23 protein-coding genes and 1 pseudogene are annotated in these 25,922 nt (G+C 41.5%); 23 read left to right on the top strand and 1 reads right to left on the bottom strand.

What is annotated here, in order from left to right:
* The first annotated feature begins 137 nt into the window (after window positions 1-137).
* The 7 genes from M1F65_RS00560 (at window position 138) to M1F65_RS00590 (ending at window position 6,615) form a co-directional block, all read left to right on the top strand.
* Entirely contained in the window at window positions 138-1,004 is an 867-nt protein-coding gene (locus M1F65_RS00560; RefSeq protein ID WP_186821128.1) for a carbohydrate ABC transporter permease, read from the top strand.
* Window positions 1,005-1,019: 15 nt separating this feature from the next.
* Entirely contained in the window at window positions 1,020-1,859 is an 840-nt protein-coding gene (locus M1F65_RS00565; RefSeq protein ID WP_001183243.1) for a carbohydrate ABC transporter permease, read from the top strand.
* A 445-nt stretch (window positions 1,860-2,304) separates the two neighbouring features.
* Window positions 2,305-2,757: a NanQ anomerase/TabA/YiaL family protein gene (locus tag M1F65_RS00570; RefSeq protein WP_000575429.1), complete on the top strand. Its 453-nt coding sequence runs from the start codon at window positions 2,305-2,307 to the stop codon at window positions 2,755-2,757.
* A 20-nt stretch (window positions 2,758-2,777) separates the two neighbouring features.
* Window positions 2,778-3,422 (top strand): DUF624 domain-containing protein, encoded by a 645-nt coding sequence (locus tag M1F65_RS00575; RefSeq protein WP_084926105.1) that lies wholly within the window; start codon window positions 2,778-2,780, stop codon window positions 3,420-3,422.
* Window positions 3,423-3,593: 171 nt separating this feature from the next.
* Window positions 3,594-4,511: a dihydrodipicolinate synthase family protein gene (locus M1F65_RS00580; protein ID WP_247925271.1), complete on the top strand. Its 918-nt coding sequence runs from the start codon at window positions 3,594-3,596 to the stop codon at window positions 4,509-4,511.
* Between the two features lie 17 nt (window positions 4,512-4,528).
* A complete protein-coding gene (locus M1F65_RS00585) occupies window positions 4,529-5,425 on the top strand; it encodes an ROK family protein (RefSeq protein WP_247925272.1) in 897 nt (298 codons plus the stop codon).
* A 425-nt stretch (window positions 5,426-5,850) separates the two neighbouring features.
* Complete coding sequence (locus tag M1F65_RS00590) at window positions 5,851-6,615, top strand: class I SAM-dependent methyltransferase (protein ID WP_247925273.1); 765 nt, start codon at window positions 5,851-5,853, stop codon at window positions 6,613-6,615.
* Between the two features lie 288 nt (window positions 6,616-6,903).
* Here M1F65_RS00590 and M1F65_RS00595 read toward each other — a convergent pair whose 3' ends face one another.
* On the bottom strand, window positions 6,904-7,755 hold the full coding sequence (locus tag M1F65_RS00595) for a MurR/RpiR family transcriptional regulator (RefSeq protein WP_049505654.1): 852 nt from the start codon (window positions 7,753-7,755) through the stop codon (window positions 6,904-6,906).
* A 255-nt stretch (window positions 7,756-8,010) separates the two neighbouring features.
* Here M1F65_RS00595 and pbp2b point away from each other — a divergent pair, with 255 nt between their 5' ends.
* The 16 genes and pseudogenes from pbp2b to M1F65_RS00675 all read left to right on the top strand — a co-directional run.
* On the top strand, window positions 8,011-10,053 hold the full coding sequence (gene pbp2b, locus M1F65_RS00600) for a penicillin-binding protein PBP2B (RefSeq protein ID WP_247925274.1): 2,043 nt from the start codon (window positions 8,011-8,013) through the stop codon (window positions 10,051-10,053).
* 10 nt (window positions 10,054-10,063) lie between these two features.
* Window positions 10,064-10,660, top strand: coding sequence for a recombination mediator RecR (gene recR, locus M1F65_RS00605; RefSeq protein ID WP_000966754.1), 597 nt, complete (start codon window positions 10,064-10,066; stop codon window positions 10,658-10,660).
* Window positions 10,661-10,833: 173 nt separating this feature from the next.
* Complete coding sequence (locus M1F65_RS00610; protein WP_247925275.1) at window positions 10,834-11,877, top strand: D-alanine--D-alanine ligase; 1,044 nt, start codon at window positions 10,834-10,836, stop codon at window positions 11,875-11,877.
* A gap of 84 nt (window positions 11,878-11,961) precedes the next feature.
* Window positions 11,962-13,335, top strand: a complete 1,374-nt coding sequence (locus tag M1F65_RS00615; protein ID WP_247925276.1) for a UDP-N-acetylmuramoyl-tripeptide--D-alanyl-D-alanine ligase — start codon at window positions 11,962-11,964, stop codon at window positions 13,333-13,335.
* The gene (locus M1F65_RS00620) at window positions 13,322-13,933 is read left to right on the top strand and encodes an NUDIX hydrolase N-terminal domain-containing protein (RefSeq protein WP_044020422.1); all 612 of its coding nucleotides are present in this window, start codon (window positions 13,322-13,324) and stop codon (window positions 13,931-13,933) included. The genes M1F65_RS00615 and M1F65_RS00620 overlap by 14 nt, the downstream gene beginning before the upstream one ends.
* A 195-nt stretch (window positions 13,934-14,128) precedes the next feature.
* Window positions 14,129-14,833 (top strand): YwaF family protein, encoded by a 705-nt coding sequence (locus M1F65_RS00625; protein WP_049519094.1) that lies wholly within the window; start codon window positions 14,129-14,131, stop codon window positions 14,831-14,833.
* 236 nt (window positions 14,834-15,069) lie between these two features.
* The gene (gene ftsA, locus M1F65_RS00630; protein WP_042902687.1) at window positions 15,070-16,440 is read left to right on the top strand and encodes a cell division protein FtsA; all 1,371 of its coding nucleotides are present in this window, start codon (window positions 15,070-15,072) and stop codon (window positions 16,438-16,440) included.
* A gap of 16 nt (window positions 16,441-16,456) precedes the next feature.
* The gene (gene ftsZ, locus M1F65_RS00635; protein ID WP_000144262.1) at window positions 16,457-17,713 is read left to right on the top strand and encodes a cell division protein FtsZ; all 1,257 of its coding nucleotides are present in this window, start codon (window positions 16,457-16,459) and stop codon (window positions 17,711-17,713) included.
* Between the two features lie 3 nt (window positions 17,714-17,716).
* The gene (locus tag M1F65_RS00640; protein ID WP_001049615.1) at window positions 17,717-18,388 is read left to right on the top strand and encodes a YggS family pyridoxal phosphate-dependent enzyme; all 672 of its coding nucleotides are present in this window, start codon (window positions 17,717-17,719) and stop codon (window positions 18,386-18,388) included.
* A 9-nt stretch (window positions 18,389-18,397) separates the two neighbouring features.
* Window positions 18,398-18,928, top strand: coding sequence for a cell division protein SepF (locus tag M1F65_RS00645; RefSeq protein ID WP_042902689.1), 531 nt, complete (start codon window positions 18,398-18,400; stop codon window positions 18,926-18,928).
* A complete protein-coding gene (locus M1F65_RS00650) occupies window positions 18,928-19,188 on the top strand; it encodes a YggT family protein (RefSeq protein ID WP_000576501.1) in 261 nt (86 codons plus the stop codon). Before M1F65_RS00645 ends, M1F65_RS00650 begins: the two co-directional genes overlap by 1 nt.
* Window positions 19,185-19,975: pseudogene (locus tag M1F65_RS00655) on the top strand (YlmH family RNA-binding protein). The gene M1F65_RS00650 and the pseudogene M1F65_RS00655 overlap by 4 nt, the downstream one beginning before the upstream one ends.
* A gap of 8 nt (window positions 19,976-19,983) precedes the next feature.
* Window positions 19,984-20,238, top strand: a complete 255-nt coding sequence (locus tag M1F65_RS00660; protein ID WP_000028988.1) for a DivIVA domain-containing protein — start codon at window positions 19,984-19,986, stop codon at window positions 20,236-20,238.
* A gap of 16 nt (window positions 20,239-20,254) precedes the next feature.
* Complete coding sequence (locus M1F65_RS00665) at window positions 20,255-21,049, top strand: DivIVA domain-containing protein (protein ID WP_001123190.1); 795 nt, start codon at window positions 20,255-20,257, stop codon at window positions 21,047-21,049.
* Between the two features lie 251 nt (window positions 21,050-21,300).
* Window positions 21,301-24,093, top strand: a complete 2,793-nt coding sequence (ileS, locus tag M1F65_RS00670; protein ID WP_042902691.1) for an isoleucine--tRNA ligase — start codon at window positions 21,301-21,303, stop codon at window positions 24,091-24,093.
* 292 nt (window positions 24,094-24,385) lie between these two features.
* Window positions 24,386-25,922 (top strand): G5 domain-containing protein (locus tag M1F65_RS00675; protein WP_247925277.1); only part of this gene is annotated, 1,537 nt, incomplete at its 3' end.

Genomic DNA, 25,922 nt, shown 5'->3' on the forward strand with positions numbered 1-25,922 from the left:
CTGTCACGAAATTAAAATGAAGTTCTTACATAAGCGAATCTTAAAAAATTTCATTTTGGTTTTAAAACAGTTCAAGAAAATCAAAAACTATTCTATTTGAAAGAGAGGTGCCGACTGTGAAAGTCAATAAAATTCGTATGCGGGAAACAGTGATTTCCTACGCTTTCCTAGCACCAGTGTTATTCTTCTTTGTGATCTTTGTCTTGGCTCCTATGATTATGGGATTCATTACAAGTTTCTTCAACTACTCCATGACTAAATTTGAGTTTGTGGGCTTAGACAACTACATTCGTATGTTTAAAGACCCTGTCTTTGTGAAGTCTTTGATCAATACCGTTATCCTGGTTATTGGATCTGTTCCGATTGTGGTTCTCTTCTCGCTCTTTGTAGCATCTCAAACCTATCATCAAAATGCGATTGCCCGTTCTTTCTATCGTTTCGTCTTCTTCCTTCCTGTAGTTACAGGTAGTGTTGCCGTAACGGTTGTATGGAAATGGATCTATGACCCCCTATCAGGGATTCTAAACTTTGTCCTTAAGTCAAGCCATGTCATCAGCCAAAACATTTCTTGGCTGGGTGATAAAAACTGGGCCTTGCTAGCGATTATGATCATCCTTTTGACAACATCTGTTGGTCAACCGATTATCCTCTATATCGCTGCCATGGGAAATATTGACAACTCACTTGTTGAAGCGGCGCGTGTTGACGGTGCGACTGAGTTTCAAGTCTTCTGGAAGATCAAATGGCCTAGCCTTCTTCCAACAACTCTTTACATCGCAATCATTACGACCATCAACTCATTCCAGTGTTTCGCTTTGATTCAGCTCTTGACATCTGGTGGTCCAAACTACTCAACAAGTACACTGATGTACTACCTTTACGAAAAAGCTTTCCAATTGACAGAATATGGCTATGCAAATACTATCGGTGTCTTCTTGGCGGTGATGATTGCCATTGTCAGCTTTGCTCAATTCAAGATCCTCGGAAACGACGTAGAATACTAAAGAAAGGAGACAGTTATGCAACCTACACAAAAGAAACCTTTAACAGCTTTCACTGTTATTTCAACGATTATCTTGCTCTTGTTGACCGTACTGTTCATCTTTCCATTCTACTGGATCTTGACAGGTGCCTTCAAATCACAGCCTGATACCATTATGATTCCGCCACAGTGGTTCCCTAAAATGCCAACCATGGAGAACTTCCAACAACTCATGGTGCAAAACCCTGCTATGCAGTGGATGTGGAACTCTGTATTTATCTCACTGGTAACCATGTTCCTAGTGTGTGCAACCTCTTCTCTAGCAGGTTATGTCTTGGCTAAAAAACGTTTCTATGGTCAGCGCATCCTCTTTGCAGTCTTTATCGCTGCCATGGCTCTTCCAAAACAAGTTGTCCTTGTACCATTGGTACGTATCGTCAACTTCATGGGAATTCACGATACTCTTTGGGCAGTTATCCTGCCTTTGATTGGATGGCCATTCGGGGTCTTCCTTATGAAACAATTCAGTGAAAATATCCCTACAGAATTGCTTGAATCAGCTAAAATCGACGGTTGTGGTGAGATTCGTACTTTCTGGAGCGTAGCCTTCCCTATCGTGAAACCAGGATTTGCAGCCCTTGCGATCTTTACCTTCATCAATACTTGGAACGACTATTTTATGCAGTTGGTTATGTTGACTTCACGTCAAAACTTGACCATCTCACTCGGGGTTGCGACCATGCAGGCCGAAATGGCAACCAACTATGGTTTGATCATGGCGGGTGCAGCTCTTGCAGCCGTGCCAATCGTAACCGTCTTCCTTGTCTTCCAAAAATCCTTCACTCAGGGTATCACTATGGGAGCGGTCAAAGGTTAAGATCTTGCGAAAATCGAGTTTAAACGACGTTAGCGTTACCTTGCCATACTTAAGTATTGCCTGGGGTTAGCTTTCTAGTTTGTTCTTCGATTTTCATTGAGTATAAGAGAATACAGAGTTATAAGTGTCTACAAAATGGAGAGTATGCAGTTACTTCGTGAAGTTTTGTCAGACACTTATAAACTTAAGAATAAACTCTTTTCATGATACTAGATAGAGTAGGTTCGTTTTAGGGTAACTATTTCCCGCTTTAGTGGTATCTAAGATAAGCATCTTACGCTTATCTTAGACGGAATTTTTGAGACTGACAATGAAAGAGCAAAAGGCTCAAAAATTAGGAATGAAATACCGAAGGAATTTGCTTCCGTCCGCACTGTTACAGGGAAATAGAGGAAGGATAATTCGAAACTGAAAAATAGTAACTATCAGAAACGAAGGAAACAGTATGATTTTTGACGATTTGAAAAACATCGCCTTTTACAAGGGAATCCATCCCAATCTAGACAAGGCTATCGACTATCTCTATCAGCACCGTAAGGATTCTTTCGAACTCGGTAAGTATGAGATTGACGGGGACAAGGTCTTTCTAGTTGTTCAGGAAAATGTCCTCAATCAAGCTGAAAATGATCAATTTGAGCATCATAAGAACTATGCAGACTTGCATTTGCTAGTAGAAGGACATGAATACTCGAGCTACGGTTCACGTATCAAAGACGAAGCAGTAGCATTCGATGAAGCGAGCGACATTGGCTTTGTCCATTGTCATGAAAAATACCCACTCTTGTTGGGCTATCACAATTTTGCGATTTTCTTCCCAGGAGAACCTCACCAGCCAAATGGCTACGCAGGGATGGAAGAAAAGGTTCGCAAGTATCTCTTTAAAATTTTGATTGATTAAAAGAATCAGGAGGAGCAAACATGGCACAAAAAGGAGTAAGCCTTATCAAGGCAGCATTTGACACAGATAACTTTCTCATGCGTTTCAGTGAGAAGGTCTTGGATATCGTCACAGTCAATCTTCTTTTTGTCGTCTCTTGTTTGCCCATTGTGACGATTGGAGTGGCGAAAATCAGCCTCTATGAAACCATGTTTGAGATTAAGAGAAGCAGACGGGTGCCAGTCTTTAGAACTTATCTAAGAGCTTTCAAGCAAAATCTGAAACTGGGGCTTCAGTTGGGTCTGTTAGAGTTGGGCATAGTTTTGCTAAGTCTTTTAGACCTCTATCTTTTCTGGGGCCAGACAGCTTTACCTTTCCAGATTGTGAAAGCCATTTGTTTGGGGATTCTCATCTTCCTCACTCTGGTGATGTTGGCTAGTTATCCCATCGCTGCGCGCTATGATTTATCTTGGAAAGAAGTGCTGCAAAAAGGGCTTATCTTGGCAAGTTTTAACTTTCCTTGGTTCTTCCTCATGTTAGCCATTCTCTTTCTCATAGTGATGGTTCTTTATCTATCCGCCTTCACTCTCCTTTTGGGTGGGTCAGCTTTTATCCTCTTTGGTTTTGGTTTGCTGGTCTTTCTCCAAGCAGGATTGATGGAGAAAATTTTCGCCAAATACCAGTAGGATGAGGTATTTCTGAAACTACTTTCAATCGTTACAGTTTCTAAAATACAAGTAGAAACTAAAATCTAAGTGTATACAAGATATTGAAAGCGATTTTCACAAGGTGTATACTAAACTTGTAAAAAATAGAACTGCTCTCAGCAGAAAAAAAGAAATCTTAGGAGAAAATCTATGTCAGATTTGAAAAAATACGAAGGTGTCATTCCAGCCTTCTACGCATGTTATGATGATCAAGGAGAAGTCAGTCCAGAACGTACGCGCGCCTTGGTTCAATACTTCATTGATAAGGGAGTTCAAGGTCTCTATGTCAATGGTTCTTCTGGTGAATGTATCTACCAAAGTGTGGCAGATCGCAAATTGATTTTGGAAGAAGTCATGGCAGTTGCCAAAGGAAAATTGACTATCATTGCTCACGTTGCTTGCAATAATACAAAGGATAGTATGGAACTTGCTCGCCACGCAGAAAGCTTGGGAGTAGATGCCATTGCAACGATTCCGCCGATTTACTTCCGCTTGCCAGAATACTCAGTTGCCAAATACTGGAACGATATCAGTGCTGCAGCTCCAAATACAGACTACGTTATCTACAATATTCCTCAATTGGCAGGTGTTGCTTTGACGCCAAGTCTCTACACTGAAATGTTGAAGAATCCTCGTGTTATCGGTGTTAAGAACTCTTCTATGCCAGTTCAAGATATCCAAACCTTTGTCAGCCTTGGTGGAGAAGACCACATCGTCTTTAATGGTCCAGATGAACAGTTCCTAGGTGGACGCCTCATGGGTGCTAAAGCTGGTATCGGTGGTACTTATGGTGCTATGCCAGAACTTTTATTGAAACTCAATGAGTTGATTGCTGAGAAAGACTTGGAAACAGCGCGTGAATTGCAATACGCTATCAATGCAATCATTGGCAAGCTCACTTCTGCTCATGGAAATATGTACGGTGTGATCAAAGAAGTCTTGAAAATCAATGAAGGTTTGAACATTGGTTCAGTTCGTTCACCATTGACACCAGTAACTGAAGAAGATCGACCAGTTGTAGAAGCAGCTGCAGCCTTGATTCGTGAAACCAAGGAGCGCTTCCTCTAATCCATAAGGAGGTATTTATGACACACTACGTTGCAATTGATATCGGTGGAACCAACATCAAATATGGTTTGATTGACCAAGAAGGCCAACTTGTTGAATCGCATGAAATGCCAACTGAGGCGCAAAAGGGTGGTCCCCATATCTTACAAAAGACAAAAGATATCGTTTCCAGCTATTTAGAAAAGGGCCCAGTAGCAGGTGTTGCCATTTCTTCGGCGGGAATGGTGGATCCAGATAAGGGTGAGATTTTCTATGCTGGCCCTCAGATTCCCAACTATGCAGGAACCCAGTTCAAGAAGGAAATCGAGACGAGTTTTGCGATTCCTTGTGAGATTGAAAATGATGTCAACTGTGCAGGTCTGGCTGAGGCAGTATCTGGTTCAGGTAAGGGAGCGAGTGTCACTCTTTGCTTGACCATTGGAACTGGTATCGGTGGTTGCTTGATTATGGATGGGAAAGTCTTCCATGGATTTAGCAATTCGGCCTGCGAAGTTGGTTACATGCACATGCAGGATGGAGCTTTTCAGGATCTTGCTTCTACGACAGCCTTGGTTGAGTATGTAGCAACAGCTCACGGTGATCCAGTTGATCAGTGGAATGGCCGACGCATTTTCAAGGAAGCTACTGAAGGAAACAAGATTTGTATGGCTGGTATTGACCGCATGGTAGACTACCTTGGGAAAGGTCTGGCAAATATTTGCTACGTTGCCAATCCAGAAGTGCTCATTCTCGGTGGCGGGATCATGGGGCAAGAGGCTATCCTCAAACCGAAGATCCGCACAGCCTTGAAGGCGGCCTTGGTACCAAGCCTAGCTGAAAAAACACGATTAGAATTTGCCCATCACCAAAATACAGCAGGGATGTTGGGAGCCTATTATCATTTTATACTCAATGAAAATCAAAGAGCAAAGTAGGAAGCTAGCCGTAGGCAGTACTTGAGTACGGCAAGGTGAAGCTGACGTGGTTTGAATTTGATTTTCGAAGAGTATCAAAACAAAACAATCCTAGTTTGGAATTATAGAATTAAGAAAAACACTGAATCACTACTTGAGTGAAAACTGTTTTGCTTAATTCTTTTTTTATTGAAAAATTTAAGCTAAAGGAGGTAATCGTGAGAAACTAGGAGAAAATAACCACCTTGTATGAAATGTTGAAGCGAGAGCAATTCTATCATCAAATTCAACTAGTGTTTAGTTTGAGTAAATGAGAAAATGTGGAAAAATGATATAATGAGGTGGACGAAAAATTGACAAATTAGAATTTGTAGAGGTGAAAAAACTGTAATGGCAACCTATTCACCTGAAATCGAAATCATATAAAATTACGAGGAGATTGTAAGATGAGTAATTATATAAAATTAAATGAAGATAGATGGAATAATGTAAAAAATGACTACACTGAGCCATTGACACAGGAAGAATTAGAAGAAGTTAGAAAGCATCCAATTTCTGTTGCCTTAACTGTTGGGGAAAAAGTCCCCACAGAATGGTTTGAAAAAGCCAAGGGGAAAAAGATATTAGGGTTAGCTTGTGGTGGTGGACAGCAGGGTCCCGTTTTTGCTGCAAAAGGTTATGATGTCACCATTATGGATTTTTCTAAATCACAATTAGAAAGAGATGAAATGGTTGCAAAACGAGAAGGCTTAAAAATCAATACCGTTCAAGGTGATATGACAAAACCATTTCCATTTGAAGATGAAACCTTTGATATTGTTTTTAATCCGGTTTCAAATGTATATATAGAAGTTTTAGATAACATGTATAAAGAAGCCTCTCGCGTATTGAAAAAGGGCGGTTTGTTAATGGTTGGATTTATGAATCCTTGGATTTACATGTATGATGCTGACACTGTATGGGATAAACCCGATGAGGAATTACTTTTAAAGTTTTCTCTGCCTTTTAATTCAAGAGAGCTTGAAGAAGAAGGCAAAATCACCATCAATCCAGAATATGGATATGAATTTAGCCATACCTTAGAAAGTCAGATTAGAGGACAACTAAAAAATGGCCACGCTATGATTGATTTTTATGAATCGTGTGACAAAAGACATCGCTTATCACGGTATGGAAATGACTACATCGCTACACTTTGTATTAAACTATGATATTATAGAACGTACTTCTGAAGAATAGCTCGTTTTATTTTACGATTAGAATTTCCCATACCCAAAATAACGCAGGGATGTTGGGTGCCTATTATCATTTTATACTCAATGAAAACCAAAGAGCAAAGTAGGGAAGCTAGCCGTAGGTAGCTCAAAGCACAGCTTTGAGGTTGTAGATAAGACTGACGAGGTCAGTTACCTATACCTACGGAAAGGTGAAGCTGACGTTGTTTGAAGAGATTTCCGAAGAGTATTAAAACAAAACAATCCTAGTTTGGTTCAACCAAACTAGGATTTTCTAACGCGTTTTTGTCTACGATAGCCATTGAGCTTTTTGTTTTCCCAATAGCTGTTAAAGATTTTTTCCTTGCTCTCGCGATTGATTTCTAAAAAGTAGGCATAAATCAAATCTATTAAAATGAGCATAGGGAGTTGAGCGGAAATACGCTGGATGTAAGAAGATTGACTATGGCTTGCGACAAGGACCGTTTCGGTGTAGGCCTGACTGTTTTTGTTTGGAGCGCTGGTAAAGAGAATGGTCTTGGCCCCCATTTCCTTGGCATCCAACAAACTATCGAGGACGGATTGGGTAGTGCCTGATAGAGAAAAGCCAAGTACCAGACAGTTTTCATCCATGATACTAGTCGTCCAAGCAAAGCCATCCTGATCGGTTAAGGCTTCACAGACAACACCTAGACGCATAAAGCGCAGTTTCATCTCACGGGCAATCAGACCAGAACTTCCCGTCCCAAAAAAGTAAACTCGTTCTGCGTCATCGATTAATTGGGCGACGCGTTCCAGTTGTTCTTCGTCGATCAAATCCTGTGTTTGTTCTCGCATGATACTGTAGCTTCGCAAAACACGTTTGGTCAAGGGACTGTGTTTGTGCGAATGAGTGTCCGGTTTACTAGCCTGATGCTGGTATTGAAAGACGAACTCTCGGTAGCCTGTAAAACCACACTTTTTGGCAAAGCGGGTCAAGGCTGCTTGGGAGATATGTAATTTTTGGGTAACTTGCTGAGAAGAGAGATCATCTTGGATCGTTTCAGCTTGTAAAAAATAGCGAGCGATTTCTTGCTCGAGCTCGGTTAATTCTTCAAAATGGAGGTCGATTATGGTTGCGATATCTGGCTTGTTCATGAGGCTCCTTTTTATGAGTCAAAGTCTTAAAAGTTAACGCTTTCCTAACTATTACTATCATTATATCATAGAAGTTAGGATAACCAAATAAAAAGGCATTTTCAGTTAAAAGTCAAAAAATGCTTCGACTTTTTCAAGAGTTTCTCCGTAAAATATGGTACAATGAAATGTACTGAGCTTCACCTATTTACTCTATTATTTTAGGGAAAATAAAGGTGGAAATCGGGAATTTTTCTAGAAAAGAGTCTTAGTTGTATGAGAAAATTTAATAGCCATTCGATTCCGATTCGGCTTAATTTATTATTTGCGATTGTCATCCTGCTCTTTATGGCCATTATTGGTCGTTTGTTATACATGCAGGTGCTCAATAGGGATTTTTATGAAACAAAATTGGCCTCAGCCAGCCAAACAAGGGTAACAACCAGTTCAGCTCGTGGACAGATTTATGATGCAGCAGGGAAACCCTTGGTAGAAAACACTGTCAAGCAAGTTGTTTCTTTCACACGAAACAATAAAATGACAGCAACTGAATTGAAGGAGACAGCCAAGAAACTCCTCACATATGTAAATGTAACCTCCCCTGATCTGACAGATCGACAGATTGCAGACTACTACTTGGCGGACCAGGATATTTACAAAAAAACAGTCGAATCCTTGCCAAGCGATAAACGCCTGGATTCAGATGGGAACCGCTTATCGGAAGCGACACTTTACAATAATGCGGTTGAAAGCATTGACGTGAGTCAACTTAATTATACAGATGACCAGAAAAAGGAAATCTATCTCTTTAGTCAGCTCAATGCTGTTGAAAATTTTGCAACGGGAACCATTTCTACGGATGCCTTAGATGATACCCAAGTTGCTCTCGTTGCGTCAGCGTCCAAGGAATTACCAGGTATCAGTATTTCAACCTCATGGGATCGTAAAGTACTGGATACATCTTTATCAACAATCGTTGGTAGCGTTTCAAATGAAAAGTCAGGACTTCCAGCAGAAGAAGTTGATGCCTATCTCAAAAAAGGCTATTCTCTCAATGACCGAGTGGGAACTTCCTATCTTGAAAAGCAATATGAAGATGTTCTTCAAGGCAAACGATCCGTCAAAGAAATCCACCTCGACAAACACGGAAATATGGAAAGTGTGGAAAATGTCGAAGAAGGAAGCAAAGGAAACAATATCAAGTTAACGGTTGACCTAGCTTTCCAGAATGGTGTGGACGACCTACTCAAGAGCTACTTCAATTCAGAGTTGGGTAACGGTGGAGCCAAATACTCTGAAGGAGTCTACGCTGTAGCTCTCAATCCTAAAACCGGTGCAGTTCTGGCCATGTCAGGTGTCAAGCATGATGTCGAATCCGGTAAATTAAGTTCAGATTCGCTTGGAACGATAACCAACGTCTTTGTGCCAGGATCTGTTGTTAAGGCGGCGACCATCAGCTCTGGTTGGGAAAATGGAGTCTTGTCAGGTAATCAAACCTTGACAGACCAGCCGATTGTTTTCCAAGGTTCGGCCCCTATCAATTCATGGTATACCTTGTCCTATGGCTCTTTCCCTATCACAGCAGTTGAGGCTTTGGAATACTCTTCTAATACTTACATGGTTCAAACTGCGCTAGGAATCATGGGACAAACCTACACGCCAAATATGACAGTCGCAACGGGACAGTTAGAGACTGCAATGGGCAAATTGCGATCAACCTTTGGGGAATATGGACTCGGAGCTTCAACAGGGATTGACCTCCCAGATGAATCTACAGGATTTACGCCAAAAGAATTTGATTTGGGGAACTATATCAATAATTCCTTTGGTCAGTTTGACAACTACACACCGATGCAGCTAGCCCAGTATGTCGCAACCATTGCAAACAATGGTGTGCGTTTGGCTCCTCACATCGTTGAAGGGATTTATGGAAACAATGACCAAGGTGGCTTAGGCAGTCTGATTCAAGAAACAGCCACTAAGGAACTAAACAAGGTCAATATCTCAGAATCAGATATGGCTATCTTGCAGCAAGGTTTCTATCAAGTTTCGCATGGAACGAGTGCTCTAACAACTGGTCGTGCCTTTTCAAATGGCGCCGCCGTTTCCATCAGCGGGAAAACGGGTACTGCCGAAAGTTACGTTAATGGCGGTCAAAAAGCCAATAATACCAACGCAGTCGCCTATGCACCAACCGAAAATCCTCAAATCGCGGTCGCAGTCGTCTTTCCTCATAACACCAACCTTACAAACGGTGTCGGACCTTCGATTGCACGCGACATTATCAATCTTTATCACCAACACCATCCAATGAATTAGAAAGGAACTTATGCTGTATCCAACACCTATTGCCAAGCTGATTGATAGCTATTCAAAGTTACCAGGTATCGGGATTAAAACGGCTACCCGCCTAGCCTTCTATACCATTGGAATGTCTGATGACGATGTCAATGAATTTGCCAAAAATCTCCTGTCTGCTAAACGGGAATTGACCTATTGTTCCATCTGTGGTCGCCTGACGGATGATGACCCTTGCTCAATCTGTACGGATCCGACTCGAGACCAGACAACCATCTTGGTGCTAGAGGATAGTCGCGATGTGGCTGCTATGGAAAACATCCAAGAATACCACGGCCTCTATCATGTCTTGCATGGCCTCATTTCTCCGATGAATGGCATCAGCCCAGACGATATCAACCTCAAGAGTCTCATGACCCGTCTCATGGATAGTGAGGTTTCAGAGGTGATTGTGGCAACCAATGCGACAGCGGATGGAGAAGCGACATCTATGTACCTTTCTCGTCTCCTCAAGCCAGCTGGTATCAAGGTCACTCGCCTAGCACGAGGTCTAGCCGTGGGAGCAGATATCGAGTATGCGGACGAAGTCACACTCTTACGAGCCATTGAAAATCGGACAGAGTTGTAGGAGTAGACAAATTTACGAACTAAATTTATTCATAAGAAAATTAAGGAGACCGACTTTGATGTTATAGGTCTCTTTTATGTTTCTTGAATTCTAGTACCATGTTCAAGTTTCAAAAAAGAAGCAAATATGATATACTAAAGAACGAGTATTCTATTAGAATTAGGACAAGCAATATGAAACAAACGATTATTCTTTTATACGGTGGGCGTAGTGCAGAGCGTGAAGTCTCTGTCCTTTCAGCTGAAAGTGTTATGCGTGCGGTCAACTACGACCGTTTCACAGTCAAGACTTTCTTCATCAGCCAGTCAGGTGACTTTATTAAAACGCAAGAATTTAGCCAGACTCCAGGTCAAGAAGATCGTCTCATGACCAATGCGACTATTGACTGGGATAAGAAAATAGCGCCAAGTGCCATCTACGAAGAAGGCGCAGTGGTCTTTCCAGTTCTTCATGGTCCGATGGGAGAAGATGGCTCTGTTCAAGGATTCCTTGAAGTTTTGAAAATGCCCTATGTCGGCTGCAATATCTTGTCATCCAGCCTTGCCATGGATAAAATCACGACCAAGCGTGTCTTGGAGTCTGCTGGGATTGCCCAAGTACCTTATGTGGCTATCGTCGAAGGTGATGATGTGACTGCTAAAATAGCTGAAGTTGAAGAAAAACTGACTTATCCAGTCTTCACGAAGCCGTCAAACATGGGTTCAAGTGTCGGTATTTCTAAGTCTGAAAACCATGAGGAACTCCGCCAAGCTTTGGAGCTCGCCTTCCAATATGACAGTCGTGTCTTGGTAGAGCAAGGGGTAAATGCCCGTGAAATCGAGGTTGGTCTCTTGGGCAACTACGAAGTGAAGAGCACGCTTCCTGGTGAAGTGGTCAAGGATGTTGCCTTTTATGACTACGATGCCAAATATATCGATAACAAGATTACCATGGACATCCCAGCCAAGATTAGTGATGATGTAGTAGCTGTCATGCGTCATAATGCAGAAACAGCCTTCCGTGCAATCGGTGGCCTCGGTCTGTCTCGTTGTGATTTCTTCTATACCGATAAGGGCGAGATTTTCCTAAATGAGCTCAATACCATGCCAGGTTTTACCCAGTGGTCTATGTATCCACTACTTTGGGACAATATGGGAATCAGCTACCCTGAACTAATCGAGCATTTGGTTGACCTTGCTAAGCAAAGTTTTGACAAGCGCGAAGCGCATTTGCTATAAAAATGAAAGAGAGGGTAGAAGCCAGAACTATCACTGCATGGTGACTAGAGTTCTTGGACTTCAACCCTTTTTAAAGGAGTAGAAATGAAATTAACAATCCATGAAGTTGCCCAAGCTGTTGGAGCTAAAAATGACGTTAGTCTTTTTGCGGATGCTCAGTTAGAAAAGGCTGAGTTTGACAGTCGTTTGATTGGGACAGGTGATTTATTTGTGCCTCTCAAAGGTGCGCGTGATGGTCATGACTTTATCGAAACGGCTTTTGAAAATGGTGCAGTAGTAACCCTCTCTGAGAAAGAGGTTGCAAATCATCCCTACATTCTAGTAGATGATGTTTTGACTGCCTTTCAAACCCTTGCAGCCTACTATCTTGAAAAAACGGCAGTAGATGTCTTTGCTGTTACAGGTTCAAATGGCAAGACAACGACCAAGGATATGTTGGCCCACTTGCTATCAACAACCTACAAAACCTACAAAACGCAAGGCAATTACAATAACGAGATTGGCCTTCCCTACACAGTTCTCCACATGCCTGAAGGGACAGAAAAGTTGGTCTTGGAGATGGGGCAGGATCACTTGGGGGATATCCACCTCTTGTCTGAATTGGCTCATCCTAAGACAGCCATTGTAACCTTGGTTGGAGAAGCCCATTTGGCCTTTTTCAAAGACCGTTCGGAGATTGCTAAAGGGAAAATGCAAATTGCTGATGGTATGGCACCAGGTTCTTTGCTTTTGGCACCAGCTGACCCGATTGTAGAGGACTACTTGCCTACAGATAAAAAAGTAATCCGTTTTGGGCAAGGAGCTGAGTTAGAAGTCACAGACTTGATTGAGCGCAAGGATAGTCTGACCTTTAAGGCGAATTTTTTGGAACAAGCCCTCGATTTGCCAGTGACAGGTAAGTACAATGCCACCAATGCTATGATTGCTGCTTATGTGGCTCTACAAGAAGGAGTTTCAGAGGAGCAAATTAGTCAGGCCTTTCAGAACCTAGAATTGACCCGCAATCGTACTGAGTGGAAGAAGGCAGCCAATGGAGCAGATATTCTGTCTGACGTATACAATGCCAATCCAACTGCTATGAAGTTGATTTTGGAGACATTCTCTGCCATTCCAGCTAATGAAGGGGGCAAGAAAATCGCTGTCTTGGCAGACATGAAGGAACTCGGAGACCAGTCTGTCCAACTCCATAACCAGATGATTTTGAGCCTATCGCCAGATGTGGTGGATACCGTGATTTTCTATGGAGAAGATATTGCGGAATTAAGCCAACTTGCCAGTCAAATGTTCCCAATCGGTCACGTTTTCTACTTCAAAAAAACAGCTGACGAGGACCAATTTGAAGACCTAGTCAAGCAGGTTAAGGAAAGCCTCGGTGCCAATGACCAAATTTTGCTTAAAGGCTCTAACTCCATGAATCTAGCCAAGTTGGTAGAAAGTTTAGAAAATGAATGCAAGTGATTTTGCCAAGTATCTGCAAAGAATGCTAGCCATTACGGATACTGGATTAACCTTTACAAAAGATCCTTTCGACCGAGAGCGCTACGAGGACTTGCGAAGCCTGTTATCTGAAATGTTGAATCAGGGATCAGACCTCGATGCAGAAGAAATGGCAGAAGTCATGAAACCGACTTCCGCTTATGCAACTCCTCTGATGGACGTCCGTGCTTGGATTGTTGAGGATGAAAAAGTATGTTTAGTTAGAGGAAAAGGGGAGGATAGTTGGGCTTTGCCAGGTGGTTTTGGTGAAGTCGGATATTCTCCAACCGAAAATATTCTTAAAGAAATTGAAGAAGAAACCGGTTTTACAGCAAAAGCTGAAAGGTTACTTGCAGTTTTTGACACCAATCGTTTCCAACTACAGAGCAAACAATATGCAAAGTTTGTCTTTGAATGTAAGCTTCTTGATGGACAATTTCAAGAGAATCAAGAAATTGCTGAGCTTCAATTTTTTGCCATTGACCAATTGCCAGTCTTATCTGAAAAACGCATCACCAAGGAGCAAATGGAGATTCTTTGGAAAGTTTATAAAGGACAAAGAGACCAATATGTTGATTAGTTTATGCTAGAGAAGTTGACAAATCAAAAAAGGGTATCTGCAAGGTGCATTTCTGCAATACAAATGATATAATAGGTTGCGAATTTAAGACGCAAATATTCTATGCATGGCATAGAATCAAGTTTTTTCAAAAAATTAAAAAGGCCGAGTAGTGAATTTTTTACTGCCTCTGGCTAGATGAACGAGGAATAGAATATGAATTTGTGGGATAAATTATTTACCACACAGATATCAGAACCGCCCCAGTTTGAACTCCACTGGTACATTGGTTTGTTATGTTTACTGGCTCTTACTTTCTATGCTTCTTATCGTTTTCGCGATAAAGTGGCTTACCAGCGTTTTATTCAGATCCTTCAGTCTGTTCAACTGATTGTTCTGTATAGCTGGTATTGGGGCAATCTCATGCCTCTGTCAGAAAGTTTGCCCTTCTATCATTGCCGTATCGCCATGTTTGTGATGCTCTTGATTCCAGGGACATCCAAGTACAAACAGTACTTTGCTCTTTTAGGAACTTTTGGAGCAACAGCAGCACTGGCTTACCCACTCTTTGATCCCTACCCATTTCCACACGTAACCATTTTGTCCTTCATTATCGGACATGTTGCCCTTTTAGGAAATGCGCTCCTATACTTGTTTAGAAACTATGAGGCTTCCCTTCTTGATTTGAAGAATGTGGCGGTGATTACCTTTGCCTTAAATGGCTTGATATGGGTTGTCAACTTAGTTGTAGGTGGGGATTATGGCTTTTTAAACAAACCACCACTTGTTGGAAGTTTCGGCCAGCCCTTAAATTATCTCATTGTTTCGACTGTTATAGTGATAGCAATTCGCTTAACAGGGAAATTAGTAGAAAATTTTTTACAACAAAAATCGGAAGAATTTATTCAAGAGAAGATCTAAAATGATCTTCTCTTTTTTGGATTTTTAAGAAACAAAAAGGAAATTGTGAACGTTAACTTCAAATAATCTCTTAGAAGAAGAATTTTTCTAGAATTTTCTCAAAAAACATGCAGGAAATTTATCAAAATCTAAGCACAATAAGATTTTTTGTGTTATAATATTCTTTGAATAGCTATGCCCAAACATAGTTATTAAATAGAAGTGAGAAACTTGGAAGACAGAGAGGATGCGATGTAATGACTAGAGATGGTTTTTTTACAGGCTTAGATATCGGAACTAGCTCGATTAAAGTGCTAGTAGCTGAGCATAGAGATGGCGAAGTAAATGTAATTGGTGTTAGCAATGCCAAAAGTAAAGGTGTCAAAGACGGAATTATTGTTGATATTGAAGCAGCTGCTTCAGCAATCAAATCTGCAATCACACAGGCAGAAGAGAAAGCGGGTATTTCTATTAAGTCTGTTAACGTTGGCCTTCCAGCAAACCTCTTGCAGGTTGAACCAACACAAGGAATGATTCCTGTAACTTCAGATACTAAAGAAATCACAGATCAAGATGTTGAAAATGTTGTCAAATCAGCTTTGACAAAGAGCATGACTCCTGACCGTGAAGTGATTACCTTTATTCCAGAAGAATTCATCGTGGATGGATTCCAAGGAATCCGTGACCCTCGTGGCATGATGGGTGTCCGTTTGGAAATGCGTGGTCTGCTTTACACAGGTCCTCGTACGATTCTACACAATCTTCGCAAGACAGTTGAGCGTGTGGGTATCCATGTTGATAATGTGATTATTTCACCTTTGGCAATCGTGAACTCCGTTCTCAATGAAGGCGAACGCGAATTTGGTGCGACTGTCATTGACATGGGTGGAGGTCAGACTACTGTAGCGACTATCCGTAACCAAGAATTGCAGTTCACTAACATCTACCAAGAAGGTGGAGATTACGTTACAAAAGACATTTCTAAAGTTTTGAAAACATCTCAAAAAATTGCAGAAAGTTTGAAACTGAACTATGGTGAAGCTTACGTTCCACTTGCAAGTAACGAAACTTTCCAAGTTGAAGTAATTGGTGAAGTAGAACCTGTTGAAGTAACAGAAAGCTATTTGGCAGAAATTATCTCAGCACGCATCAAACATATCTTTGACCAAATCAAACAAGAGTTGGAAAGAAGACACTTGTTAGATTTGCCGGGAGGTATCGTCCTTATCGGTGGAAATGCAATTTTGCCGGGAATTGTTGAATTAGCCCAAGAAGTATTTGGTGTTCGCGTAAAACTCTATGTACCAAATCAAGTTGGAATTCGCAACCCTGCATTTGCGCACGTGATTAGCTTGTCTGAGTTTGCTGGTAAATTGACTGAAGTCAATCTTCTTGCCCAAAAAGCAGTTAAAGGAGATGAATTCCTTCGTCAAAAACCAATCAACTTTGGCATTCCAAATCAACGTTTGAATCCAGTAACGCAACCAAGTCCAGCACAAACAGCTCCAGCTGAAACTGTGCAGGAAACTCCAGTTGCTCCCAAGGAAGAATTCCAAGCAAGTTCTCAAAGTAAACCGAAGTTAACAGAACGTTTCCGTGGTTTGATCGGAAGCATGTTTGATGAATAAAAGAGGATAAGAAATTATGACATTTTCATTTGATACAGCAGCAGCTCAAGGCGCAGTTATTAAGGTAATTGGTGTCGGTGGTGGTGGTGGTAACGCCATCAACCGCATGGTTGACGAAGGTGTTGCTGGTGTAGAATTTATCGCAGCCAACACTGATGTACAAGCCCTTAGCAGTACGAAAGCAGAAACAGTTATCCAACTTGGTCCTAAATTGACTCGTGGTTTGGGTGCTGGAGGTCGTCCAGAAGTTGGACGTAAAGCTGCAGAAGAAAGTGAAGAAGCTTTGACGGAAGCTATCACTGGAGCGGACATGGTCTTTATCACTGCAGGTATGGGTGGTGGATCTGGTACAGGTGCAGCCCCTGTTATTGCACGTATCGCTAAAGATCTTGGTGCTCTTACAGTTGGTGTTGTGACACGTCCTTTCGGATTTGAAGGAAGCAAACGTGGTCAGTACGCTGTAGAAGGAATCAACGAACTTCGCGAGCATGTTGATACTTTGTTGATTATCTCTAACAACAACTTGCTTGAAATCGTTGATAAGAAAACGCCACTTCTTGAAGCTCTTAGCGAAGCAGATAACGTTCTTCGCCAAGGTGTTCAAGGGATTACTGACTTGATCACGAACCCAGGATTGATTAACCTTGACTTTGCTGACGTGAAAACTGTAATGGCCAACAAAGGGAATGCTCTTATGGGTATCGGTATCGGTAGTGGTGAAGAACGCGTTGTTGAAGCGGCTCGTAAAGCAATTTACTCTCCACTTCTTGAAACAACAATCGATGGTGCAGAGGATGTCATCGTCAACGTTACTGGTGGTCTTGATTTGACCTTGATTGAAGCAGAAGAAGCTTCAGAAATTGTCAACCAAGCAGCTGGCCAAGGTGTAAACATCTGGCTTGGAACATCAATTGACGAAAGCATGAAGGATGAAATCCGTGTTACTGTTGTAGCGACAGGTGTTCGTCAAGAGCGAGTGGAAAAAGTAGTTGGAGCTCGTAACAACCAACCAGTTGGACGTCCATCAACTAAAGCTCCACAAGCGCACACATTTGACCGTCAATTCGACTTGGAAGAGACAGCAGAAATGCCTAAATCAAGCCCACGTCGTTTTGAAACAAACCAAGCCTCTGCTTTTGGAGACTGGGACTTGCGTCGTGAGTCAATTGTTCGCCAAACAGATCCAGTTGTTTCACCAGTAGAACGCTTCGAAACACCAGTTTCACAAGATGAAGATGAATTGGATACACCTCCATTCTTCAAAAATCGTTAATCAATGAATTTGAAAAAAAATACTGAATTAGTTTTTCAGCAAATAGCTGATGCTAGTCAAGAAGCCAACCGTGCTCTAGATGCTGTTTCAGTAATCGCAGTGACAAAGTATGTAGATGTACAAACAGCGGAAGCCTTGCTTCCGCTTGGTGTCCGTCATATAGGTGAAAATCGAGTCGATAAATTTTTAGAAAAATATCAGGCCTTGAAAGATTACCCAGTTACTTGGCATTTAATAGGAACACTACAGAGACGGAAAGTGAAAGAAGTAATCCCATATGTGGATTACTTTCATGCTTTAGATTCCCTTAAGTTAGCCCAGGAAATTCAAAAGAGAACAGATCATGTTATCAAGTGTTTCTTGCAGGTCAATATTTCTGGAGAAGAAAGCAAGCATGGGTTTTCAAAAGAAGAATTGCTAGAACTTTTGCCAGAATTGGCTAAGTTAGATCAGATTGAGTATGTTGGTTTAATGACCATGGCTCCTTTTGAGGCAGACAGTGATGAATTGAAAGAAATTTTCAAGGATACGCAGGCTCTGCAAGCAGAAATTAGAGAAAAACAAATCCCTAATATACCGATGACAGAGCTAAGCATGGGAATGAGTCGTGATTTTAAAGAAGCGATTCAGTTCGGCTCAACCTTTGTTCGAATCGGTACAGCATTTTTTAAATAGGAGAGAGCTATGTCTTTAAAAGATAGATTCGATAAATTTATAGATTATTTTACAGAAGACGGAGAAGAAACGACTAACTACCAGACTCAACAAGAGGAAACAGTTAGCCCAGCCATCTCATCTTCTAAAGAATTACCAGCACCTGCTCAGTCAGGATCAGCAAAAGATGCAAATATTACCCGTCTTCATGCGCGACAGCAAGAATTGGCAATGCAAAGCCATCGTTCAGATGAGAAAGTGACAATTGACGTTCGCTATCCAAGAAAATATGAAGATGCAACTGATATTGTAGATTTGTTGGCTGGAAATGAAAGTATTTTGATTGATTTCCAATATATGACAGAGGTTCAAGCCCGTCGTTGCCTTGATTACTTGGACGGAGCCCGTCATGTCTTGGCTGGGAATATGAAAAAAGTTGCGAGTACGATGTATCTATTGACGCCTGTCAACGTTGTCGTGAATATTGAAGATATCAAACTTCCAGATGAATCACAAAGCGCTGAGTTTGGTTTTGATATTAAACGAAATAGAGCAAGATAATGATTTTCTTAATTCGTTTAATCCAAAATGCGGTTAGCATTTATTCCATCATTCTCGTTGCATTTGCTCTTCTTTCATGGTTTCCAAATGCCTATGAAAGCCAGCTAGGTCGCCTAGTTATCAGACTTGCTCGTCCAGTTATTGAGCCACTTCGTAAGCTCAATCTACAATTTGCTGGTCTTGACTTTACGGTTTGGGCGGCGCTGATTCTGATTCAGTTTGTTGGAAATCTCTTAACACGACTAGTCTTATTACTATGACAGCAAATCGAGCCATTTATCAGCATTTTTCCCAAGATGATATTCCCTTTATTGATAAGGGGTTAGAGTGGATCAAGCGGGTAGAAGATACCTATGCACCGGTACTTACTCCTTTTATCAATCCCCATCAGGAACAGATTTTGAGGGTACTAGCTGGGACATATGGACTGGGTTGCCAAAGTAGTGGTGATTTTCTTCCGACAGAGTCGGTTCGAGTTCTTCTCTATCCAGATTACTTTGAACCGGAGATATCAGACTTTGAAATGGCCTTGTTGGAAATTTGCTATCCGAGTAAGTTTGAGCAACTGAGTCATGGAAAAATATTGGGAACAATTATCAACCAACTAGGAATTGACCGTAAATTATTTGGTGATATCTTGGTAGATGAAAAGAGAGCACAGATTTTTGTCAATCGTGATTTCATTCCTCTTTTTCAGGATGGAATAAGAAAGATTGGCAGACTTCCTGTATCGCTGGAGGAACATCCTTTTACCGATAGGATTTGGTCTAAAATTGATTATAGAGAACGAGAAATTTTAGTTTCGAGTTTTCGATTGGATGCCCTCTTATCAAGTGCCTTGAAATTATCTAGAAACCAAGCCAGTCAACTGATAGAAAAAAATCTGTCCAGGTAAACTATCATCTGGTTGAAAAAAGTGATTACCAGGTTGCAGTTGGGGATTTGATCAGTGTGAGAAAGTTTGGTCGTCTAAAAGTTGTTAAAGACAATGGACAGACAAAAAAGGATAAGAAAAAACTAACAGTCCGGTTACTTTTAAGCAAGTGAGAAAAAATATGTCGATTACACCACAAGAAATAAGTGATAAAGCTTTCTCAAGAACATTCAGAGGCTACAATCAGGAAGAAGTTGACCTCTTTCTAGATAAGATTTACTTTGAATTAGAGGAGATGATTCGATACAAAGATGAAACTGAACTCTATATCAAAAAACTAGAAGAACGTCTTTCCTATTATACGAATGATATTCCTAAGAGAACAGTAACAAGCGAGCAAGAACCAGAAGCAATTAATGATTCTATTTTTTATTAAGTAAGTGAGGAAAAGTATGCCAATTACATCGTTAGAAATTAAAGATAAAACCTTTGGCACAAGATTTAGAGGTTTTGACCCAGAAGAAGTAGACGAGTTTCTTGATATCGTTGTTCGTGATTATGAAGACTTGGTTCGTAGCAATCACGATAAAGAGACACACATCAAGAGTTTGGAAGAACGTTTGTCTTACTTTGATGAGATGAAGGATTCCTTGAGTCAGTCGGTTTTGATTGCTCAAGATACAGCGGAGCGTGTTAAACAAGCTGCTCAAGAACGTTCAAACAATATTATTCAACAAGCTGAACAAGATGCTCAGCGTTTGCTTGAAGAAGCGAAATACAAGGCAAATGAAATTCTCCGTCAGGCAACAGATAATGCGAAGAGAGTGGCTGTTGAGACAGAAGAGTTGAAGAATAAGAGCCGTGTATTCCATCAACGCCTCAAGTCTACGATTGAAAGTCAATTGGCTATTGTCGAGTCATCTGATTGGGAAGATATTCTTCGTCCAACAGCTACTTACCTTCAGACAAGTGATGAAGCCTTTAAAGAAGTGGTGGGTGAAGTTCTTGGTGAAACTGTATCTTTACAACCAGAGGAAGAGCCTATTGATATGACTCGTCAATTCACACCAGAAGAGGTTGCTGAATTACAAGCTCGTATCGAGGCTGGCAACAAAGAATTAGCTGAGTTTGAAGCTCAACAAAATCAACAGACAGAAGAAAGTGACCAGCATGAAGAGTCAGTTGAAGTAGAAGCTACTGCAACAACTGAGGACGATGCAAATAAAGAATCTGTTCTTATCCTATAAAGAATGTGAGAACAAGATCCAACCAACTATATTTTCAGCGAGCAGGAGATGGTGAGAGTCCTGCAATCCCTAGTGGTTAGATTATCCTCTCAAGCAATCCAGTCCGAAAACAGTAAGACTAGACGTCCCCCACGTTACGGGAAAAGAGGAAAAGAGACCCTGTCTTTTTTCGAACAAAGGTGGTACCACGATTTTCGTCCTTTTTGCGAATCGTGGTTTTTATTTTGTCATTTTAAATTAAAGGAGTAACAATGAAACTTAAAGAAACCCTCAATCTAGGGAAAACAGACTTTCCTATGCGTGCTGGTCTTCCAACCAAAGAACCAGTTTGGCAAAAAGAATGGGAAGAAGCAAAACTTTACCAACGTCGTCAAGAATTGAACCAAGGAAAACCACATTTCACCTTGCATGATGGACCTCCGTATGCAAACGGAAATATCCACGTTGGACATGCCATGAACAAGATTTCTAAAGATATTATTGTTCGTTCTAAGTCTATGTCTGGATTTTACGCTCCTTATATCCCAGGTTGGGATACTCATGGTCTGCCAATCGAGCAAGTCTTGGCAAAACAGGGCGTTAAACGCAAAGAAATGGACTTGGTTGAGTACTTGAAACTTTGCCGCGAGTACGCTCTTTCTCAAGTTGATAAACAACGTGAAGACTTTAAACGTTTGGGTGTTTCTGGTGACTGGGAAAATCCTTATGTGACTTTGACTCCAGACTATGAAGCAGCTCAGATCCGTGTCTTTGGTGAGATGGCTAAAAAAGGCTATATCTACCGTGGTGCCAAGCCAGTTTACTGGTCATGGTCTTCTGAGTCAGCCCTTGCTGAAGCGGAAATTGAGTATCATGACTTGCTTTCAACTTCCCTTTACTATGCTAACCGCGTCAAAGACGGAAAAGGTGTGCTAGATACAGACACTTACATCGTAGTTTGGACAACTACTCCATTTACCATTACAGCTTCTCGTGGTTTGACAGTTGGAGCAGATATTGATTATGTATTGGTACAACCAGCTGGTGAATCTCGTAAGTTTGTAGTTGCTTCAGAATTGTTGAATAGCTTGTCTGAGAAATTTGGTTGGGCGGATGTTCAAGTCTTGGCGACCTACCGTGGTCAAGAATTGAACCACATTGTGACAGTCCACCCATGGGATACAGCTGTAGATGAGTTGGTGATCCTTGGTGACCACGTTACGACTGACTCTGGTACTGGTATTGTCCACACAGCCCCTGGTTTTGGTGAGGATGACTACAATGTCGGTGTTGCCAACGGCCTTGAAGTTGCTGTAACAGTTAACGAACGCGGTATTATGATGGAAAATGCTGGTCCTGAATTTGCGGGTCAGTTCTATGACAAGGTTGTGCCGACTGTTATCGAAAAACTGGGTGATTTACTCCTTGCTCAGGAAGAAATTTCACACTCATACCCATTTGACTGGCGTACCAAGAAACCAATCATCTGGCGAGCTGTTCCACAGTGGTTTGCTTCTGTATCTAAATTCCGCCAAGAAATCTTGGATGAAATTGAAAAAGTGAAGTTCCACTCAGAATGGGGTAAAGTTCGTCTCTACAATATGATTCGTGACCGTGGTGACTGGGTTATCTCTCGTCAACGTGCTTGGGGTGTTCCGCTTCCAATCTTCTACGCAGAAGATGGTACAGCTATCATGACAGCTGAAACGATTGAGCACGTGGCTCAACTATTTGAGGAACACGGTTCTATCATCTGGTGGGAACGTGATGCTAAGGACCTCTTGCCAGAAGGATTTACCCATCCAGGTTCACCAAATGGCGAGTTCAAGAAAGAAACAGATATCATGGACGTATGGTTTGACTCAGGTTCATCATGGAATGGAGTAGTGGTCAACCGTCCAGAACTCAAATATCCAGCAGATCTTTACCTTGAAGGTTCTGACCAGTACCGTGGTTGGTTCAACTCATCACTTATCACATCTGTTGCTAACCATGGCGTTGCTCCTTACAAACAAATCTTGTCACAAGGTTTTGCCCTTGATGGTAAAGGTGAGAAGATGTCTAAATCTCTTGGGAATACCATTGCTCCAAGTGATGTTGAAAAACAATTTGGTGCGGAAATCTTGCGTCTCTGGGTAACAAGTGTGGACTCAAGCAACGACGTGCGTATCTCTATGGATATCTTGAGCCAAGTCTCTGAAACTTACCGTAAGATCCGTAACACTCTTCGCTTCTTGATTGCCAATACATCTGACTTTAACCCAGCTCAAGACGCAGTGGCTTACGATGAGCTTCGTTCCGTTGATAAGTACATGACCATCCGCTTTAACCAGCTTGTGAAAACGATTCGTGATGCTTATGCCAACTTTGAATTCTTGACAATCTACAAGGCCTTGGTGAACTTTATCAACGTTGACTTGTCAGCCTTCTACCTTGATTTTGCTAAAGACGTTGTCTACATCGAAGGTGCAAAATCACTCGAACGTCGTCAAATGCAGACAGTCTTCTATGACGTACTTGTTAAAATCACCAAACTCTTGACACCAATCCTTCCTCATACAGCAGAGGAAATCTGGTCATATCTTGAGTTTGAAGCTGAAGACTTCGTTCAATTGTCTGAATTACCAGAAGCTCAAACTTTTGCCAACCAAGAAGAAATCTTGGATACATGGTCAGCCTTCATGGATTTCCGTGGACAAGCTCAAAAAGCCTTGGAAGAAGCGCGTAATGCAAAAGTTATCGGGAAATCGCTCGAAGCACACTTGACAGTTTATCCAAATGAAGTGGTGAAAACTCTTCTTGGAGCAGTGGATAGCAATGTGGCTCAACTCTTGATCGTGTCAGAATTGACCATCGCAGAAGGACAAGCTCCAGAGAGTGCAGTAAGCTTTGAAGATGTAGCCTTTACAGTTAAACGCGCTGCAGGTGAAGTATGTGACCGTTGCCGTCGTATCGATCCAACTACTGCAGAACGCAGCTACCATGCAGTCATCTGTGATCACTGTGCAAGCATCGTAGAAGAAAACTTTGCAGATGCAGTTGCAGAAGGATTTGAAGCGAAATAATCAGATTAGAAATATGTCTTCTCATAGTTTAAGATGAGATAAAAATGTAAAAGAGAGAAAGTTATTTCTCTCTTTTTTGTTGGAAAAAGTTTAGGACAAAGGGGGGAATCTAATAAGTTTGGGCCTCGTTTTAAGTTGGATTTTTGAGATTTTTTAAAAAGAGAGGTCGTTTTTTGGTACTTTTCAAAAGCATGTGTTGCTTCTAAAAATCGCGACAAATAATTTGAATAATCAAGTGAAGTCAGGTAGAATAGAAAGGATTGAATAATATATTGAAAAGGAAATCTTTAGAATGACACATCAGTTTTATGGAGAAAAACGACAGCGCTTTTCTTTCCGGAAGTTGTCCGTTGGGCTCGTTTCGGCGACTATTGGAAGCTTCTTTTTGAGTGGGCAAATAACTGGGGACTTGACTTCTGTAAAGGCAGCAGAAATTCAAAGTCAGCAGTCTGCTCATGTCAAATACCACTACGTAGTGGAGTCTGAATTGACGGAGGCAGAGAAGAGTGCCTTGATCAGGGAGATTCCAAAGTATGTTGAGGATGCTTCAGAGACCTATTACTTAGTTTATCGTCCGACTACTCAAGGGGATTCATCTGGAGTATTGCCTAAGACAGGTCACTCCGGCCTTTGGGAATCAACTTTTACAGCGATGGGTCTTGCATTACTAGTGCTTGTAGTAGTTAGAGGCAGGAATGGGAAGAGATATTTATCTTCTATCTTGTTGGTAACTGGAATGGGATCAATACTGTTATCTCCAACAGTCTTAGCAGTGACGAATATCGAACTTGCGGCATATAATCAAAGTCTTAACTTGGGTCTTGGAGATGCACTGCCAGCGCCATTGAAAATTGACGGTTACGACTATATCGGTTATCTAAAGAATGAAGAACAAAATGATAGTCATTTAGCTCATTCTGCTCATAAGGAAAATCCGACACTTGACTTGGAGAAAGAGAAGGGAAGTGAACTTAAACCGAGTGAAACAAATCTTGATATGAAAGAGGTTGTTTCAGATAAGGGGGATGCTTTAACTGAGGAAGAAAGAGAAGCTATAGCTGCTAAGGAAAGAGAGTCTGCTCGTCTAAGCACCGTTTATGACTTGCCAGAACTAAAAATTAGCGAGCAGGAGTCAGTTCAAGAACTTCCTTATCAGACAAAATACCAGTATTCTGATGAATTGGCTCAAGGGCAATCAAAAGTCATACAATCAGGTGTTCGAGGTCAACGTACAGTAGTGACTCGTCATTTTCGTAAGGATCAAGAAATCGTAAAAAGCGAAATGATTTCTGATCAAGTGACGGTTGAACCTGTTTCTGAAATTATTTTAGTTGGAACAGCTCCAACTAACTCGATACCCAAAGAAACTCCAGTTCACGAAGTTCCGGAGTTGGCAGAATATGGCACAACTCCTGAGACAGCTCCAGTTCACGAAGTTCCAGAACTGACGGAATACGGTACAACTCCTGAGACAGCTCCAGTTCATGAAGTTTCAGAATTGACAGAATATGGCACCAGTTCTGAGACGCCTCCAGTTCAAGAGATTCCAGAACTGACGGAATATGGCACCAGTCCTGAGACGTCTCCGATTCGTGAGACTCCAGAACTGACAGAATATGGCACCAGTCCTGAAACATCTCCAGTTCATGAAGTTCCAGAATTGGCAGAATATGGCACAACTCCTGAGACAGCGCCAGTTCATGAAGTTCCAGACTTAGCAGAGTACGGTACAACTCCTGAAACATCCCCAGTTCGTGAGACTCCAGAATTGACGGAATATGGTACAACTCCTGAAACAGCGGCAGTTCACGAAGTTCCAGAATTAGCAG

Origin of the sequence: Streptococcus oralis (assembly GCF_023109195.1) — a bacterium.
GTDB lineage: Bacteria > Bacillota > Bacilli > Lactobacillales > Streptococcaceae > Streptococcus > Streptococcus oralis_BV.